Consider the following 449-nt stretch of genomic DNA (forward strand, 5'->3'; position numbering starts at 1 on the left):
AGCCAGGAGCTTTCGGCAAGTTCGGAGCAGGTGTCGCAGGGTGCGACCGAACAAGCGGCATCGGCTGAAGAGGCTTCGGCTTCGATGGAGCAGATGGCGGCCAATATCAAGCAGAACGCCGACAATGCCGCCCAGACGGAAAAGATCGCCCGTCAGTCGGCCAAGGATGCGGAAGCAAGCGGCGATGCCGTGACCCGCGCCGTCAGCGCCATGCGCACCATTGCCGAGAAGATCGGCATCGTGCAGGAGATCGCCCGCCAGACCGATCTGCTAGCCTTGAACGCGGCCGTGGAAGCGGCGCGCGCCGGCGAACATGGCAAGGGCTTTGCGGTCGTCGCCTCGGAAGTGCGCAAGCTTGCCGAACGCTCTCAATCTGCTGCCGCCGAAATCAGCTCGATGTCGAGCGATACCGTCAAGGCAGCTGCAGAAGCCGGTGAAATGCTCGGCCG

General features: G+C 63.7%; 1 protein-coding gene. It reads left to right on the forward strand.

The genetic code is table 11. From position 1 onward, the window contains the following. On the forward strand, positions 1 to 449 hold a 449-nt coding region (locus tag PY649_RS34875; RefSeq protein ID WP_285873626.1), incomplete at both ends, for a methyl-accepting chemotaxis protein.

This window comes from Rhizobium mayense (assembly GCF_030272705.1).
In the GTDB taxonomy this organism is placed as follows: domain Bacteria; phylum Pseudomonadota; class Alphaproteobacteria; order Rhizobiales; family Rhizobiaceae; genus Rhizobium; species Rhizobium mayense.